The sequence below is a fragment of the Subtercola vilae genome, from assembly GCF_004923255.1.
Classification (GTDB): Bacteria; Actinomycetota; Actinomycetes; order Actinomycetales; family Microbacteriaceae; genus Subtercola; species Subtercola vilae.
In genome coordinates this window covers 15511-31515 of the sequence record NZ_QYRT01000007.1, presented here as the reverse complement: position 1 = coordinate 31515, position 16005 = coordinate 15511, and the positions used below count along the sequence as shown (strand labels likewise).

The window sequence follows — 16005 nt, the reverse complement described above, 5'->3', positions numbered from 1 at the left end:
GTCGGTCTCACGTGCCGGCGCGTACAGGCAGGGGAGCGAGGACGCAGCGCAGCGTGCTCGCGCATCAACTGCAGGCGGTGCCGATCGCGGTGAAGTCGCTCTGAACGGTGGTGGCAGCCGAGACGACCGCGCCCGATCCGCCAGAGGGGTCGTTGATGTACTGGGTGACCGCGGCGATCATGGCCTTCAGATCGGTGTCGGCGGTGGTGGCGACCGCGAGGATGCGCGGGTTGCTGATCTGCGAGACCCCGGCGTCGAACGCGTCAGCAACGGCCTGCAGGCTCGTGACGGCCTGTGTCGGATTGGAGGCGATGTCGTTGAGACCCTGCGTGAGACCGGAGGTCGAGCTGCTCAACGACGACTCCAGGATGGTGCACGCCTCGGTGGTCGACTGACCCGACGCGTCGGCGGGGCCGGAGGAGGTGGGCGACGAGAGGTCGGTCGGCAGCGACGACGCGAACGCGTTGCCCTGGTCGATTGCGTTCTTGGCGGTGGTACCGATGGTGGCGAAGGCAACGATGATGATGATCGTGGCGATGATGCCGCCGAGAATGCCGAGATAGCCGAGAATCAGGCCGGCGAGGGCGAGCCCGCGCCCTTTCTCGCCGGTCTTCTTGATCTGGCTGAGCGCAATGTGGCCCGTGATGACAGCGGCCAGCGAGACGAAGAAGGCGGTGACGAGCGACACGATCGCCAACACGTTGTATTTGTCGTTTGACGGCGCAGGGGCCGCATACTGGTTCGCCTGGTAGGGCGGAACCGGGGGAGGGGTTTCAATGCTCACAACGAACTCCTAGTTAGTTTCCGTTTGGCAACTCTTTCATGAGAGGGCGCTCAGGGGCAGCAGCAGGCGAAAAGACGCGCCGCCTTCGGGAGCCGAACCGGCCGTGAGTTCGGCTCCGAGCCGGCCCGCGAGGCGCGCGGCGATCGACAACCCGAGCCCCGAACCGACGGGCCGGTCGTCGCGGTACTTCGCGTGCAGCGTTCCCCGCTCGAACACCACCGCCAGGTCGTCGGCGCTGAGCCCAGGCCCGCCGTCGCGCACCTCGACGAAGGGCACGCCCCGTTCGAGACCGACCGCGAGAACAATGGATGCCCCCGCCGGTGTCACCCGCACCGCGTTCTCGACCAGCCCGTCGATGATCTGGCGCACCCGCTGTGGGTCGGTCACAGCCGTGAGTGTCTCCGCTACCGCTGCCGCTGTCGAGCCCATCGCAGGCCTTCCTGAGGCTTCGAACACCAGCACGATGCCGTCTGACTCGCAGCGGGCCCGCCACGCGAGCTCTGCCGAGCGGGTGAGGGCCACGAGGTCGAAGGGGTGGGCATCCAGTGCGAAGTCGTCGGCCTCGAGGCGTGCCAACTCGAGCAGGTCTGACACGAAGCGGTTGAGACGCTCGGTCTCGCTGACGAGGGTCGCACCGACGGTGGGCAGGTCGGCGGGCGAGACGAGGCCGTCGGCCAACGCTTCGGCGTACCCGCGGAGGGCGGTGAGGGGGCTCCGGATGTCGTGCGAGACCGAGAGCAGAAACTCGCGCTGGCGGGTCTCGCTGGTCATGAGTGCCGTGTCGAGGGTGCCGAGGGCGGCAGTGACCTCGGCGACCTCGCTCGCCGATCGGGCGGCGGCCGGAGGCGCCGGAACGTTGCGCTCGCCAGCAGCCAGGCGACGAGCGGTGATGGCCGCTTCGGCCAGCGGGCGGGAGAGGCGGCGGGCCAGCCACAGCCCGAGCAGCACGGCGAACACGAGGCCGGCGGCCAACGCCACGCCGAGGCGCAGCAGAGCGACACCCGACGCCGCGTCGACCGTCGCGAGCGACCGCGTGAGCACGATGGCGCCGCCGTCGCGGATGGGGCGGCCCTCGAGCAGGGTGCGGCCAGCGGCCCGGTCGGTGGCGGCAGCCGTGCTGGCCGCTCCCGTCTCGACAGGCTCCGGGGTGCCCGGATGCGCACCGGCCGCCAGCGTCAGCGAAACCGACTCGCCCGCCACGAGCCGCGCCACGACCGCCGCGCTCACGAGTCCGGCCGTGTCGCCGCTCACCACGCCCGACGCGCTGACCACCACGACTTCGCCCTCAGAGGTGCCGTCGAGCCGCCGCTGGCGCTGTTCGAGCGTCAGCGAGGCGAGGGGTGTCGCGCTGAACGCGTCGGCCTGCTCCGCGAGCTCCGAGCGCGCCTGGTCGACCGCCGCCGTGCGAATCAGCGGAAACGCCACTCCGCCCGTCACCAGCACCGCGACGACCGCGACCGCCGTGGTCACGAGCGTGATGCGCCCGGCGAGCGACGCGGCCCACCGCTTCACGTCGACGCACCCACAGCCGCGCCCACCACTGAGTACCCCACCCCGCGCCAGGTGCGCAGCGGGCTGTCGGCACCGAGTTTCGACCGCAGCTGCGCCACATGTACGTCGACCGTTCGCGCTCCGCTGTAGTTCGCCTGCCCCCACACTGCCGCCAGCAGCTGATCGCGCGTGAACACCTGCCCCGCGCTCGCCGACAGGTACGCGAGCAGGTCGAACTCCATCGCGGTCAGCTCCACCGGGCGCCCGGATGCCCGCACCGACCGCTCGCGTTCGTCGAGTTCGATCGTTCCCACGCGTCGCACGGTGCTGGCCAGAACCCCGTTCGTGCGCCGCAGGATGCCCCGGATGCGCGTCACCAGCTCCCGCGGCGAGAACGGCTTCGTGAGGTAGTCGTCGGCGCCCAGCTCGAGCCCGAGCAGCCGGTCGACCTCGTCGTCGCGCGCGGTCACGAAGATCACCGGAACCCAGTCGCCCGCCTCCCGCAACCGCCGGCAGACGCTGATGCCGTCGAGCCCCGGCAGCCCCACGTCGAGCACTACCGCGACCGGCCGCCGCCGCCGGATCTCCTCCAGCGCTCGCTCGCCGTTGCTCTCGGTGTGCACGCCGAACCCGGCCTGCGTGAGGTAGAGCCGTTCGACGTCGGCGATCGCCTTGTCGTCTTCGACGATCATCACCAACCCGAGTTGCTCAGCCATAGCTGAAATCTAGGCGCTCGCCCCGGCAACGCCCTGCGAATCGGCCGCATCCATTGCATTCGCCGTCGTTCGGGCCGATCTCTTAACACTGCTCGAACATTCGCCGTACCGTCTGCTGGTGTGGGCTTGCGACTCTGGATGCACGCTGTTCCGCATCCCGAAAGGCAACACCATGACTCACTCCTCTCTCACCCCGCCGTCAGCCGCCCCGCGTGACGCCGCCGAGACCCCGAGCGGCTCGCCCGGCTCGCCGACCCCGCGTCGTCGCCGCCGCGGAACCGTCGCCCTCGTCAGCGCGATCGCCATCGGCGGGGTGGTGGCCATCGGCTCGATCGGCGCCACCTCCGCGTTCGCCGCAGACCAGGGTTCGCTCACCGCAGCCGCCACCTCGACCGCCACGCCCACCCCTTCGGCATCGGGTGCAGCCAAGGCGAAGCCCACCGGCGTTCGCGCCCGCGGCGAGTTGCGCCGCGAGATCTCGGTCGATGTGCGCTCGGGCACCGACTTCGCCACGCGCGCGCAGAAGATCGCGACGACGCTGGTCGGGCATCCGACCGCCTTCGCCAAGCTGCCCGCCGACCTGCAGGCCGACCTCACGGCGCTGAAGAACGCCCAGGGCGCCGACGTGGCCACTGACGCGACCGCCATCAAGACCAAGGCGCTGGCCGGCGGCTACGGCGACCGTGTGAAGGCGTTCGCCGCGCGTGTCGAGGCGCGCGTCTCGTCGCACGCTGCGGCGAGTTCGGGCTCGGGCACCGGCTCGTAACTCCGGGCCCCTCCGATCGGCGCCCGGCGCCGAATACACTCTGAGGCCCCCGTCAAGCCCCGCACGCCCCGGCACAGTGCCGGGCGCGCGCGGCTGGGGCGGGGGCACAATGAGTGTGAGGCACCACGTGCCGGAGGAGTGTCGACGTGTCACAGCTGACGCCGCCCGAGAATCGGGCCGAGGCCCTGCGATTGCTTGCGCTCCTCGACGCTGAGCGCGCCGACTCTGCGGGGTCGTCTGTCGCCCGCTATGGCGCGCTCGCCGAGGCGCTGACGGGTGCCTATGCCGGTCGCCAAGACCCAATAGATGCGCTCTGGTGGCGCGCGCACCCGTTGCAGTCCACTCCCGCTGGCCACGCCGACCCTGCCTCGGTGCGCGCCCAGCTCGAGGCCGCCGCGTTCTCCCGCCGCCCCGAAGGCGAGGCCGCTCTGGCCATCGACGTCATCGACCCGGTCTCGGGTGAGCACACCTCCGTTTCTGCGCCGTTCGCCGCGCTGGTGGCCCTCGACGAGCAGCTGAGGGCCGATGCCGCCGCCCTCGACGCAGCGATTCTGGATGCCCGCCCGGCCATCACCGCAGCCGAATCCCGCGCCGCCCACCGTGCCGCCGGTTCGAGCGCAGACCTCGGCCCGAACGACCCCGCCGGCGCCCCAGCGCCCGAATCCCCCTTTGGCGCAGAGGCCGCCGCCGGGCATCCGGAAACCGGCAGCGACTCAACCGGCAACGCCACCCGCACCTCCACCCGCAACACAACCCAAGCCCGCACCCCCACACCCACCCGCACCGCCGAGAGCTGGCGTCGGCGCTCGCTCATCTGGATGAGCACCGCCGCCGCCGTGACGGTGCTCCTTCTGGCCGGAATCGCGCTCGTCGTCGTTCAACAGCTCAACCCGTCGGGCACCGGGTTCGCGCTGTTTCCGGGTTCGGGCAGCACCACCTCGGCGGGCTCCGGCATCGGCGCGAGCCCTTCGGCCACCCCCGGCGACTTCGCTGGCCGGGCCGGTTCGAGTCTCGGTCTGACCATCTTCGAAGACCCCACCCTGGCGCCGTCGATTCCGCCCGCGGGCATCGATCCGTATTACAAGCCGGAGTCGCTGCGCCTGCTCGGCGTCGCCGACAGCGACCTCACGGTGTACGCCGTCGAGAATCGGCTCGAACAACCGTGCCTGTTGGCGGTGTACACCGACGGCACGCAGAGCGCCACCTGCGTCACCCGCGACGAGTTCAACGCGATGGGCATCGAGTTGCGCATCACGAACCTGCGCGTGACGCGAGCGAGCGAGCCGCAACCCACTTCTGCCAGTCAAGACGTGGTGTTCTGGAACCCCGACGGAACCTACGGCGTCAGCTCCACTCTGGCCCGCACCGGCAGCACGGCGGGCATCCGGTCGTCAGCCACGCCGACACCCACTCCGACCGCAGGCACCCCGACCGTCACCCCGACACCCACCCCGACCCCCAGTGAATAGACTTGTCGGGTGACTGTGAACCCCGAACTGCAAGGTCGCGTCTTCGAGAGAACCCCGGGTTACCTGGTGGGGCGCGAGAAGATCCGCGAATTCTCGAAGGCCGTCTTCTCGACCAGCCCGCTGAACTTCGATGTCGAGGCCGCGCGTGCCGCCGGGTACGCCGACCTCGTGGCTCCGCCAACATTCAGTGTCGTAGTGCAGGAGCTGACCCTGGCGCAGCTGTTGTCGGCCCCGGATGCCGGAATCGACTTCTCGCGCGTCGTACACAGTGACCAGCGCTTCACCTCTACCCGGCCCATCGTGGCCGGCGATGAGCTGACCGCCGTGCTCACCGTCTCGAGCGTCAAGGTGCTGGCCGGAAACGCCCTCGTCACCGCCGAGTCCCGCATCGAAGACACCGCGGGCGAGCACGTCGTCACGGCCGTCTCGACGCTCGTTGTGAGGGCCGAGTAGTGGGCATCGACTTCAGCGCGCTCAGCGTCGGCGACGTGGTGGGCGAACACGAATTCACGCTCAGCCGCGATTCGCTCGTGAGGTACGCCGGAGCATCCGGCGACTTCAACCCCATTCACTACCGCGACGACGTCGCCACCTCGGTCGGGCTCGACGGGGTGCTGGCTCACGGCATGCTCACCATGGGCATGGCCGTTCAGCCCATCATCGAGTGGATCGGCGACCCCGCCCTCATCGACGACTACGGCGTTCGCTTCACGCGGCCCGTGCTCGTCGACCCCATGTCAGGTGCCCTCGTGCAGGTCACAGCGAAGGTCGGGCAGCTCGACGCCGAGGCCGGCACCGCGCGCATCGACATCGTTGCCACTGCGGCTGGCGCCACGGTTCTCGGCAAGGCGCAGGTTCGCGTGCACGCGCCGCGGGCCGCCGACCCCGCCTCCGCCGACTCCGCCGCCGGCCCCGGCGCGGCGTAGGTCGCGGAACCCACTCCGATGCCCGACACCCGGTTCGATGCCGCCCTCGCCCCGCTGACGACCCTGAACGTCGGCGGCCCCGCCACCGAACTGGTGCTCGTCACCGACCCCGCCGACCTCGTGGCCACCTGCCTCTCGGTGTGGTCGGGCGGCGGCGAATGGATGATCCTCGGCGGTGGCTCGAATGTCGTCGTCAGCGACGACGGGTTCGCCGGAACGGTGGTGCACATTGCCACGCGCGGAGTCGAGGTGCTCGAAGCAGCCCCCGGTGACCCGGCTGGCACGGTACGTGTTCGGGTGCAGGCCGGTGAGCCGTGGGACTCGCTCGTAGCCTTCACCGTACAGAACGGATTCAGCGGCATCGAAGCCCTGTCGGGCATCCCGGGCTCGACCGGAGCGTCGCCCGTACAGAACATCGGCGCGTACGGGCAGGAGGTCGCCTCGGCCATCGCAGCCGTGGAGTTTCTCGACTACGAGACCGGCGAGCTGCAGCGCTTGTCGGCGCACGACCTTGGGTTCGGCTACCGCACCTCGGTGCTGAAGCGCGGGCGGGAGGGCGTGGTGGTGTCTGTCGAGCTGCGCCTGGCTGCGCCCGATGGCGGCGGCTCTGCGGCGGGTGCCGGTGGTACGGCGGTTGCGGGAGCCGGTGCCGACGCGCTCGGGCAACCCGTGCTGTACCCGCAGCTCGCGAAGGCGCTCGGCGTCGAGGTGGGCGACGCAGTGGCTGTGGGGCAGGTTCGTGACGCGGTGCTGCGCTTGCGGGCATCCAAAGGCATGGTGCTCGACCCGGCAGACCCCGACTCGGTCAGCGCCGGATCATTCTTCACCAACCCGATCGTGAGCGAATCGTTCGCGCGCACCCTGCCGCTGAGCGCCCCCCGCTGGCCGGTCGTACCCGCCGCACCCGCACCCGCACCCGCCGCACCCGAACCCGCACCGCGCGACAGTGCGCACGACGGCGCAGACTCGGCACGGCCTTTCGCTGCTGCGGCCGACGACATCGAATACCAGGTGAAGCTCAGCGCGGCATGGCTCATCGAGCAGGCGGGAATCCGCCGCGGATTCGCCCTGGCCGGGTCGTCGGCCGCCATCTCGAGCAAGCACACGCTCGCCCTCATCAACCGCGGCGGAGCGACCGCCGAGCAGATCTCCGAGCTCGCCCGCTTCGTGCAGTGGCGCGTGCAGGCCGAGTTCGGCGTCAACCTTTCGCCCGAGCCCGTGTTCATCGGCTTCGGCCCGGTCGACGACGTGCTCTGACCCACCTCTTCAGACGCCACTCTTCCGGCACACTCTTCCGGCCCGGCCCGGCCCGGTGCGGCCCGGATCGGGTCAGATGAGGCCCAGCTCCATGGCCCGAGTGACCGCACGGGTGCGGTCGGTGACCCCCAGCTTCTCGAAGGCGTGCTGCAGGTGTGTCTTCACGGTGGCCTCGCCGATGAACAGCGTGCGTGCGATCTCAGGGTTGCTGCTGCCGGCCGCGACCAGCCGCAGTACCTCGGCCTCGCGGCTGCTGAGTTTCGGCAGTACCACCTTCTCTTCGCGCATGCGGTTCACGAGCATCGACGCGATGGATGGCGCCAGCACGGTCTGGCCAGCGGCCACTGCGCGCACCCCCGCGAGAATCTCCTCCTGTGGCGCCGCCTTCACGAGGTACCCGCTCGCACCCGCCTCAATGGCCGCCAGAATGTGGTCGTCGGTGTCGTATGTCGTGAGCACCAGCACGCGCATGCCCGCCGCGTCGGCCTGCGCCGCGAGGACGCGCGCGGTCGCCTCGGCGCCGGTCAGGCCCGGCATCCGCAGATCCATCAGCACCAGGTCGGGCCGCAGTTCGAGCGCCAGCCGAACCGCCTCGAGCCCGTCGACCGCTTCGCCCACCACGTCTATGTCGCCCGCCGACCGCAGCAGCGCCACGATTCCGCTGCGCACGATCGGGTGATCGTCGGCCACCAGCACCCGAATCATGCCCGCACCTCCGCGGCAGCCGGAGCAGTAACCCCCACAGAGGCCTCCGCCCCCACAGAGCCTGCCACCCCGCCCGCCCCCGGCAGCTCCACCCGCAGTTCCACCCCGCCCGCCGCCGAACGACCGAGTACCAGCGTTCCGCCGGCGAGTGAGAGCCGCTGCTGCATTCCCGCCAGCCCGAACCCGCGGTCAACCGGCTGCCCAACCGTCATTCCGGCCCCGTCATCGCTCACACACAGCGAGACCGCGCCGCCCACAGCCGACAATCGCACGCTCACCGTGCGGGCCCCCGAGTGCTTCCGCACATTCGCCAGCGCCTCCTGCACGCACCGCAGCAGCACCACCTCGACCTCGTTCGGCTGCGCCTCGTACTCCGATGTGTCGAGCGTGATCTGCACGCCCGTCTCCCGCGTGAACCGTTCGACGAGTCGACCGAGCGCGGCACCGAGCCCCCCGTTCACATCGACCGGTGCCACGGAGGCCACGAGCGCGCGGGTCTCGACGAGAGCCTCGCGGGCGATCTCTTCGATGAGCGCCAGGTCGGCGCGAACGGCAGGGAGGGCATCCAGAACCTGCGACTGCGACCGCTGCGCCACCATCACGAGCCCGGTGAGGCTCTGCGCGATGGTGTCGTGAATCTCGCCTGCCAGCCGCTCGCGCTCGCTGAGTATGCCGCTGTCACGGTTCAGGATGGCCAGCTTCTCCTGCGCCGCCTGCAACTCGCCCAGCAGGCGTGTGTTGTCTTGGCCCTGCTGCAGAGCGAACGTGAACCAGAGGCCGAGCGCGATGCTGAACATCAGCGAGATGGATTCGATGGCGATGGCAGACCCCACGGCCGCGCTGCCGGTGCCGGTCGACACGAGAAAGCCGAAGGTCACCGCAAGCGCCAGTACGACGTTCAAGATGATGGCCCGGCGCAGCGGGTCGACCGAGAACCAGATGATGGGAAACCCGATGGCCTGCAGGGTGGCCATCGAGGGATCGAACGCCGTACCCACGCCGGTGCACGCGATGGCGAGCAGGGGAAACAGCAGCACCGCGTGCCCGACGGGAAACGTGCCGTCACCGCGGGCGGTGAAATTGCGCCAGCCGAACGCGGCATAACCGATGCCCAGTACGCCGAGGCAACACCAGGCGCCGATCGTGGCAGAGGGTTTGGCGCCGAGGTCGGGCAGCACGATGACCGCGAGCCCGACGATCGTCGCGGCCACCGCCATGTGCCACCAGCTGAAGCGCATCATCTAGCTATCTTTGCGGATCCAGCGGAAGGTCAGGCGGCAGATCACCAATCCGCCGACCAGCCAGATGAGGAGGGCAATCGCGGCGCCGGCGAGGTTCCACACGCCGCCCGGCTCCACTGCGGCGAAACTTTCGGGCAGGAACACGGAGCGCATGCCCTGCGCCATCCATTTGAGCGGAAAGATGCTCGCCACAGACTGCAACCAGTCAGGCAGCAGCGCGAACTGCAGGTAGACGCCCGAGATGAACTGCAGGATGAGAATGGGCGGGATGATGACGGCGGTGGCACTTTTGCCCGAGCGGGGCAGGCGCGAGATGGCGATGCCGAGTACCGCTGAGGTGGCGATTCCGAGGAGATAGACCCAGGCGAAGGTCATCCACTTGGCCGGTTCTGTGGGCAGGTCGACGCCGAACGCGAAGTGCGCGACGAGCAGCAACAGAGCCAGCTGCAGCAGTGAGGTGGCCAGAACCTGGCCCATCTTGCCGAAGAAGTACGACAGCACAGGCAGCGGGGTGCCGCCGAGTCGTTTGAGGGTGCCGTCGCTTCGCTCCATGGCGATGTCGGTGCCGAGGTTCTGTACACCGCTCAGCAGGATGCCCGCGGCGATCATGCCTGGCAGATAACCGGCCGCCTGGCTGATGCCGCCCGAGCCGTCGGGGTTCGCGCCGATGTTGCCCATGCCTTGAAATGCCACCGAGAAGATGGTGAGCATGATGACGGGGAAGAGAAACGTGAAGAAGAGGGTGTCGCTCTGGCGAAAGTAGACCTTCGTCTCGTATCCGATGCGGGCGGCGCCGAGGCGCAGGGTGCGACCGATGCCGAACGAGGAGGCCCGGGTGGCCGGGGCCTGGAGTGCTGCGGTCATGCTGACACCTGGTCTTTCGTGCTGGAAGCGCTGGGTGTGCTGGATGCACTGGGTGGTCTGGGCGTGTGGGATGCGCGGGATGCGAGGTCTGCCTCGTACGCCCCCACCAGCCCGAGGTAGATGTCTTCCAGGCTGGGCCGTACGATCTCGAGCCCCGCCGGTTCGCCGAGCCTGCCCACCAGCTCGGCAACCACCCGCCCGGGGTCGCTGGCCCGCTGCTCGCGGGCGATGCCGTTCTCCAGCCAGCGCACGATCGGCGTGCGGGCCTCATCAGAGCCGAGCGTGTCGATGGGGCCGATGGCCACGAGGGTTCCGGCGGCGATCACGGCGGCACGATCACTGAGCTGCGCGGCCTCGTCGAGGTAGTGGGTGGTCAGCAGAATCGTGGTGCCTTCGCGTTTCAGCGAGCGGATCAGCTCCCAGAAGTGCCGGCGCGCCTCAGGGTCGAACCCGGTGGTCGGCTCGTCGAGAAAGAGCAGTTCGGGGCGCCCGATCACGCCGAGCGCCACATCGACACGACGACGTTGACCGCCAGAGAGGCTCTTGAGTCGCGTGTTCGCCTTGTCTTCGAGCCCCACCGCGGCGATCACTTCGTCGACGCTTCGCGGGTTCGGGTAGTAGCCGGCGAACTGGGTGAGCTGTTCGCGAACGGTCACGTTGCCGCTCTCGCCCGAGCTCTGCAGCACGATGCCGATGCGTGCCTTCCAGGCCAGGCCGCCGCGTTGTGGGTCTGAACCCAAGACGCGAGCCTCACCGCCGCTGCGGTCGCGATACCCCTCGAGAATTTCTATGGTCGTGCTCTTGCCCGCGCCGTTCGGCCCGAGCAGAGCGAACGTCTCTCCGCGTTCGATGTCGAACGTCACTCCGGTGAGAGCGGTGAAGCTGCCGTACGACTTGGTGAGCTTGTCGACGCTCACAGCCGGGTCTATTGCGTTCATGATGCAATGCTGGCCCTCGCATCCAGATCGCAACAGCCCTCAGGAGGTCTACCCGGGCATCCACCGGTTGGGGGATGCCCGCCGAGAGGCCCGCCCGAACCGCCGGTTCGAGCATCCCGACCCGAACAGCCCTACGCGAACAACCGCTGCAGCCGCGCCACGCCCTCAGCCAGGGCCTCATCGCCGAGCGCGTACGACATGCGCACGAACCCGCTCGGCCCGAACGCCTCACCCGGAATCACGGCCACTTCGGCCTGGTCGAGAATCAGGTCGGCGAGCTCGAGCGAGGTCGTCGGCGTCACCCCGCCCCACGGCCGGTTCAGCAGCCCGGTCACGTCAGGGTAGACGTAGAAGGCGCCCTCGGGTGTGGGGGTGTGGATGCCCGAGATCTGGTTCAACCCGGCCACAATGCTCTTGCGGCGACGGTCGAACGCCTGGCGCATCACCTCGACCGCGTCTTGGGGCCCAGTGAGCGCGGCCAGGGCGGCCCGCTGCGAGACGTTCGACACGTTCGACGAGAGGTGCGACTGCAGGTTCGACGCCCCCTTGATGGCATCGGCAGGACCGACCATCCAGCCCACCCGCCAGCCGGTCATGGCGTAGGTCTTCGCCACACCGTTCACGAGAATGGTGCGGTCGGCAAGCGAGGGCACGGCTTCGACGATCGAGAGGGCCGAAACCCCGTCGTAGGTGAGGTTCTGGTAGATCTCGTCGGTGATGACCCAGAGGCCGTTCTCGTCGGCCCACTCGCCGATGGCGCGGGTCTGCTCCGGCGAGTACACGGCGCCGGTGGGGTTCGAGGGAGACACAAACAGCAGCACCTTGGTGCGCGGCGTGCGGGCGGCCTCGAGCTGCTCCACGGTGACGAGGTAACCCTGGTCGCTGCCGGCGAAAACCTCTACCGTCACGCCACCCGCGAGGGCGATGGCCTCGGGGTAGGTGGTCCAGTACGGGGTGGGCACGATGACCTCGTCGCCCGGGTCGAGCAATGTGGCGAACGACTGGTACACGGCCTGCTTGCCGCCGTTGGTCACGATGACCTGCGAGGGCGAGACCTCGAGCCCACTGTCGCGGAGCGTCTTCGCCGCGATGGCCTCGCGGAGCTCTGGCAGGCCCGCGGCGGGGGTGTAACGGTGGTTCTTGGGGTCTCGCGCCGCGGCGACGGCCGCCTCGACGATGAAGTCGGGAGTGGCGAAGTCGGGCTCGCCGGCGGCGTAGCTGATGACCGGTCGCCCGGCCGCCTGCAGCGCTTTTGCCTTGGAATCGACTTTCAGTGTCGCCGATTCGGCGATCGACGAGATGCGGTGCGAGATTCTGGTGCGTTCAGTCACCCCGCCAGCCTACCGATCCCTACTGGATCTTGGAGTTCTCGTCGAGACGGTGCCACGTGCGGTTGTGGTAGACGAGAGGGTGCGCCGTGGCTGCATCTGCCGACGGGTCGCCCGCCTCTGGCGCGTAGGTCTCGAGCGCCTGAACGGCGACAACGGTCGACCCGCCGGCCTCCATCTTGTTGACCACTCGGCCGCGGATCCAGGCGTGCGCTGCAGGAAAGTAGGGTTCACCCGTGGGCAGGCGCTTCCAGATGGTCGTGTCTGCGAAGCGGTCGATGCCGCTGGTGGCACCGAGTTTCGCGATGTCGAGCTGGTCGGCTCCGAGCAGGTGAACCACCACGGTGTCGGCGCGCCGGATGGTCGGGGTGCTCGATGAGAGCTCGGAGATCGAGAACACCAACAGTGGTGGCGCGATACTCACCGAGAAGACCGAGGTCGCTGTGAGTGCGACAGGCCCGTCGCCCGCGTCGGCCGTGATGACGGCGACACCCGCCGGGTGGTTGCGAAAAGCAGCCCTGAATTCGTCGGCACTGACCGTCTCCGAACTCGGGTGCTGCACGAGCACATGTTCGCCCACAACCGTGTGTTCGTCAGCCGACGGCTGCGTCTCGAAACGGTTGATGGGCTGCGGGTCGCTCACGTTCACTCCTCGGTAGTCTTCGGTGTTGCCAAACGTAAGACTAAGTGAGCTCCTGTTTCAGGGGTATTACGCCGGTAACACTGTTACCGATCCGCACGTTCTCCCAGCTTTCGTGCAGGGCTCAGAGCGTGAGAAGCACCTTGCCGATGTGGGTCGACGACTCCATCAGCGCGTGGGCCTCTGCGGCGCGCACGAGGGGCAGCCTCTCGGCTACGACAGGTTTCACCGTGCCGTTCGCCACCAGCGGCCACACGTTCTCGGCAACGCTGGCCACAATCGCGGCCTTCGCCGATGCCGACCGTGCGCGCAGGCTCGTGGCATGGATGGTGCCGCGCTTCATCATCAGCGGCCCGAAGTTCAGATCTCCTGTTTCTCCACTCAGGTTTCCGATATTCAGCAGATGGCCATCCAGAGCCAGCGCCCGAATGTTGCGGTCGAGGTACGACCCACCCACCGAGTCGAGAATCACTTGGGCCCCGTTCGTCTCAGCCTTCATCCGTTCGACAAAATCTTCTGTTCGATAATTGATCAGGATGCTCGCCCCCAGCTCCTCGCACGCTGCGAGCTTCTCGGCAGAACCTGCTGTGACAGCGACGCGGGCGCCGAAGGCTCGGCCCAGTTGCACGGCCATGGTGCCGATTCCACTCGAACCCCCGTGCACGAGCAGCGTCTCGCCCCGGCGCAGATCGGCGAGCATGAAGACGTTCGACCACACTGTGGCCACGACCTCGATCAGCCCGGCCGCATCGACGAGATCAATGGTGTCGGGAACTCTCAGCACGTGGCCGGCCGGCGCGCTGACGCGCTCGGCGTACCCACCGCCAGAGAGGAGGGCGCAGACCCGGTCGCCTGGCGCGAACGTGGTGACCGCAGCACCCACCTCGAGCACCGTGCCGCTGGCCTCGAGGCCGAGCCAGGTAGGAGCGCCCGCGGGCGGCGGGTAGTGCCCCTGGCGCTGGCTGATGTCGGCGCGGTTGACGCCCGCGGCGGCCACGCTGATGAGTACGTCGTCCGGCCCGATCTCGGGTTCGGGCACCTCGCCCACACGCAAGACAGAGGCATCACCGGGAGTATCGAAGACCACAGCTTTCATGATTCCAACGTACGCCCCGCCGCGGCCTTTGCGGTCGCCTGCGATCTGACTTACACTAGGTGGAGGTAGTTGAAATCTGCCATGCTTTTTTGTGCCCATTTCTGGCTGATCCCATGAGTTGTTTGCAGAGAAGTACAACGGTTTCTCCGCATCTTTAGGGTGGTGGCTCAATTGGTAGAGCAGCGGTCTCCAAAACCGCAGGTTGCAGGTTCGAGTCCTGTCCGCCCTGCAAATCGTGGTGAGCGTTCGCTCACTTCGATCGCTTGTGAAAGGTACTGACGGTGGCACGAAAAATAGTCGACGAACCCAGCGAGGCTGTCGTCGAGCGCGCCAAGAGTGACCGGGCGGCTAAGCGCAACCCGTTTGCACGCCTGGTGCTTTTCATCAAGCAGGTCATTGCAGAACTCAAGAAGGTCGTAACCCCGACCCGCAAAGAGCTGATCAGCTTCACAATCGTTGTGCTCATCTTCGTCGTCATCATGATGGCGTTGGTGTCGGGCCTCGACTTCGTGTTCAGCTGGATGGCCGTCTTTGTGTTCGGTGACCCAGGAACCAGCCCACTCGGCTCGTAGTTCCTTCCGTCGCCTGAAATTTTCGCAACAGAAATGGAACGCATTTAGTGTCTAAGTCAAACCGGGACGACCTCGACCTCGGGGCTGCTGAAGAGCAGTCGAGTGAGGTCGAAGAGGCGCAAGAGGGCGACAACATCGAGATCGAGTCTCCGACCGACCTCGATGCACTGCTGCGCGCCATCGATGGCGGCTCGAATGACGAGCACTTCATCGGCTCCGATTCAGACGGCTCCGGCTCTGACGACCCCGAGGTCGACGACCTCGAGGCCGACGCCGAAGTGAACGAGGCGCTCGAGTCCGGCAGCGCCGACGACACCGAAGCCGCTCTTGAAGCCATCGAAGACGAAGAAGAGATCGACGGCGCCGCAACCGACGCCGAAGACGACGACTTCGTCTCCGACTCCGTGGTCTCTGCCGACAGTGCGGGCGACCTCGAGCTGCAGGCCGAGCTCGACGGCGATGCCGGTGCCGGTGCCGGTGCTCTCGACGGTGACACCGCGGCTGAGGGCGACGAAGAGGCTGAGGCCGAAGCCGAAGACCCGTACGAGGCGTTCCGTGCGGAGCTCCGTTTCATGCCCGGTAAGTGGTACGTCATCCACTCGTACGCCGGTTTCGAGAAGCGCGTCAAGCAGAACATCGAGAGCCGCAAGAGCTCCATGGGCATGGAAGACTACGTCTACCAGGTCGAGGTTCCGATGGAAGACGTGGTCGAGATCAAGAACGGCCAGCGCAAGCTCGTCACCCGTGTTCGCATCCCCGGGTACGTTCTGGTTCGCATGGATCTGAACGAAGACAGCTGGTCTGTCGTTCGTCACACCCCTGGCGTCACCGGCTTCGTCGGCAACTCGCACAACCCCACTCCGCTCCGTTTCGAAGAAGCCTTCAACATGTTGAAGAGCCTTGTCGAGATCATCGAGGCACCGGCGGCGAAGGCCTCTGGCGCCAAGGGCGGCAAAGCTGTCTCGCGGGCCATTCCGGCCGAGATCGACTTCGAGGTCGGCGAGACCGTCACCATCAAAGACGGCTCGTTCGCAGGTCTGCCGGGTACCATCAGCGACATCAAGCCTGCCAGTGGCAAGCTCGTCGTTCTGGTTTCGCTGTTCGAGCGCGAGACCCCGGTCGAGCTGTCGTTCGACCAGGTCACGAAGCTCTGATCCCATGATCGCGCCGCCGCTCCTGCGGCGCGATGAATAAAACTTCATGCCACTGTGT

General features: G+C 67.9%; 17 protein-coding genes and 1 tRNA gene. 8 read left to right on the top strand and 10 right to left on the bottom strand.

Translation table 11 applies throughout. The features are described from left to right. Positions 1–64 precede the first annotated feature (64 nt). From D4765_RS05215 to D4765_RS05205, 3 genes are read right to left on the bottom strand one after another with little or no spacing between them, the layout of a single operon-like run. The gene (locus D4765_RS05215; protein WP_136641202.1) at positions 65–784 is read right to left on the bottom strand and encodes a DUF4190 domain-containing protein; all 720 of its coding nucleotides are present in this window, start codon (positions 782–784) and stop codon (positions 65–67) included. A 36-nt stretch (positions 785–820) separates the two neighbouring features. After that, the gene (locus D4765_RS05210; RefSeq protein ID WP_136641201.1) at positions 821–2296 is read right to left on the bottom strand and encodes a sensor histidine kinase; all 1476 of its coding nucleotides are present in this window, start codon (positions 2294–2296) and stop codon (positions 821–823) included. Beyond that, on the bottom strand, positions 2293–2991 hold the full coding sequence (locus D4765_RS05205; RefSeq protein ID WP_136641200.1) for a response regulator transcription factor: 699 nt from the start codon (positions 2989–2991) through the stop codon (positions 2293–2295). Before D4765_RS05205 ends, D4765_RS05210 begins: the two co-directional genes overlap by 4 nt. 172 nt (positions 2992–3163) lie before the next feature. Between D4765_RS05205 and D4765_RS05200 the strand changes: the two genes are divergently transcribed. The 5 genes from D4765_RS05200 (at position 3164) to D4765_RS05180 (ending at position 7409) form a co-directional block, all read left to right on the top strand. Further along, a complete protein-coding gene (locus tag D4765_RS05200; protein ID WP_136641199.1) occupies positions 3164–3757 on the top strand; it encodes a hypothetical protein in 594 nt (197 codons plus the stop codon). Between the two features lie 146 nt (positions 3758–3903). Further along, positions 3904–5226 (top strand): hypothetical protein, encoded by a 1323-nt coding sequence (locus D4765_RS05195; RefSeq protein ID WP_136641198.1) that lies wholly within the window; start codon positions 3904–3906, stop codon positions 5224–5226. A 9-nt stretch (positions 5227–5235) separates the two neighbouring features. After that, the gene (locus tag D4765_RS05190; RefSeq protein ID WP_136641197.1) at positions 5236–5679 is read left to right on the top strand and encodes an FAS1-like dehydratase domain-containing protein; all 444 of its coding nucleotides are present in this window, start codon (positions 5236–5238) and stop codon (positions 5677–5679) included. Between the two features lie 5 nt (positions 5680–5684). Next, positions 5685–6152, top strand: coding sequence for a MaoC/PaaZ C-terminal domain-containing protein (locus tag D4765_RS05185; RefSeq protein WP_136641322.1), 468 nt, complete (start codon positions 5685–5687; stop codon positions 6150–6152). An 18-nt stretch (positions 6153–6170) separates the two neighbouring features. Next, positions 6171–7409 (top strand): UDP-N-acetylmuramate dehydrogenase, encoded by a 1239-nt coding sequence (locus D4765_RS05180; protein WP_136641196.1) that lies wholly within the window; start codon positions 6171–6173, stop codon positions 7407–7409. Between the two features lie 72 nt (positions 7410–7481). On the opposite strand, the gene D4765_RS05175 is transcribed toward D4765_RS05180, so the two are convergent. The 7 genes from D4765_RS05175 to D4765_RS05145 form a co-directional block, all read right to left on the bottom strand. Further along, on the bottom strand, positions 7482–8114 hold the full coding sequence (locus D4765_RS05175) for a response regulator (protein ID WP_136641195.1): 633 nt from the start codon (positions 8112–8114) through the stop codon (positions 7482–7484). Beyond that, positions 8111–9355, bottom strand: coding sequence for a sensor histidine kinase (locus tag D4765_RS05170; protein WP_136641194.1), 1245 nt, complete (start codon positions 9353–9355; stop codon positions 8111–8113). The genes D4765_RS05175 and D4765_RS05170 overlap by 4 nt, the downstream gene beginning before the upstream one ends. Further along, positions 9356–10219: an ABC transporter permease gene (locus tag D4765_RS05165; RefSeq protein WP_136641193.1), complete on the bottom strand. Its 864-nt coding sequence runs from the start codon at positions 10217–10219 to the stop codon at positions 9356–9358. After that, positions 10216–11157: an ABC transporter ATP-binding protein gene (locus tag D4765_RS05160; protein WP_136641192.1), complete on the bottom strand. Its 942-nt coding sequence runs from the start codon at positions 11155–11157 to the stop codon at positions 10216–10218. The genes D4765_RS05165 and D4765_RS05160 overlap by 4 nt, the downstream gene beginning before the upstream one ends. Positions 11158–11288: 131 nt before the next feature. Next, on the bottom strand, positions 11289–12488 hold the full coding sequence (locus D4765_RS05155; protein WP_136641191.1) for a pyridoxal phosphate-dependent aminotransferase: 1200 nt from the start codon (positions 12486–12488) through the stop codon (positions 11289–11291). 19 nt (positions 12489–12507) lie between these two features. Continuing rightward, positions 12508–13065: a flavin reductase family protein gene (locus tag D4765_RS05150; protein ID WP_136641319.1), complete on the bottom strand. Its 558-nt coding sequence runs from the start codon at positions 13063–13065 to the stop codon at positions 12508–12510. A 184-nt stretch (positions 13066–13249) separates the two neighbouring features. Beyond that, positions 13250–14221: an NAD(P)H-quinone oxidoreductase gene (locus D4765_RS05145; RefSeq protein WP_161580359.1), complete on the bottom strand. Its 972-nt coding sequence runs from the start codon at positions 14219–14221 to the stop codon at positions 13250–13252. 156 nt (positions 14222–14377) lie between these two features. Between D4765_RS05145 and D4765_RS05140 the strand changes: the two genes are divergently transcribed. The 3 genes from D4765_RS05140 to nusG all read left to right on the top strand — a co-directional run bounded on the left by D4765_RS05140 (position 14378) and on the right by nusG (position 15947). Further along, positions 14378–14450, top strand: a tRNA-Trp gene (locus D4765_RS05140). Between the two features lie 52 nt (positions 14451–14502). After that, a complete protein-coding gene (secE, locus tag D4765_RS05135) occupies positions 14503–14793 on the top strand; it encodes a preprotein translocase subunit SecE (RefSeq protein ID WP_136641189.1) in 291 nt (96 codons plus the stop codon). A gap of 47 nt (positions 14794–14840) precedes the next feature. Next, a complete protein-coding gene (gene nusG, locus D4765_RS05130; RefSeq protein ID WP_136641188.1) occupies positions 14841–15947 on the top strand; it encodes a transcription termination/antitermination protein NusG in 1107 nt (368 codons plus the stop codon). Positions 15948–16005 lie beyond the last annotated feature (58 nt).